Source organism: Sulfitobacter sp. 15WGC (assembly GCF_005068605.1).
Classification (GTDB): Bacteria; Pseudomonadota; Alphaproteobacteria; order Rhodobacterales; family Rhodobacteraceae; genus Sulfitobacter; species Sulfitobacter faviae.
Genome location: NZ_SZNL01000156.1, coordinates 1 through 255 on the forward strand (window position 1 = coordinate 1; position 255 = coordinate 255).

The following is a 255-nucleotide window of genomic DNA, read 5'->3' on the forward strand; positions in this document are numbered from 1 at the left end:
GCACGATGTCCAGCCGCTCGCTGCGGTCTTCGCCGATCTTGTGCATGACACCACAGCCACAAGGGCAGATCAGGCTGTCGGGTTCGATAACCTCTTCGATGCGCGGCAGTGCAGCCGGGAGATTGCCGATGGTGCGCTTTGGCGCAGGCCTGGTTGCCGTTTTCTCACCTGCCTTGGCAGCCAAATGTTCCTTCTGCACCTCGACCTCGGCCAGTGCGATGGATAGGTCCTCGAACGCCAGCTGCCGCTCATCCT

General features: G+C 61.6%; 1 protein-coding gene. It reads right to left on the reverse strand.

Annotation, left to right across the window (positions count from 1 at the left end):
- Positions 1-255 (reverse strand): IS66 family transposase zinc-finger binding domain-containing protein (locus FCK22_RS19455; protein ID WP_349237609.1); only part of this gene is annotated, 255 nt, incomplete at both ends.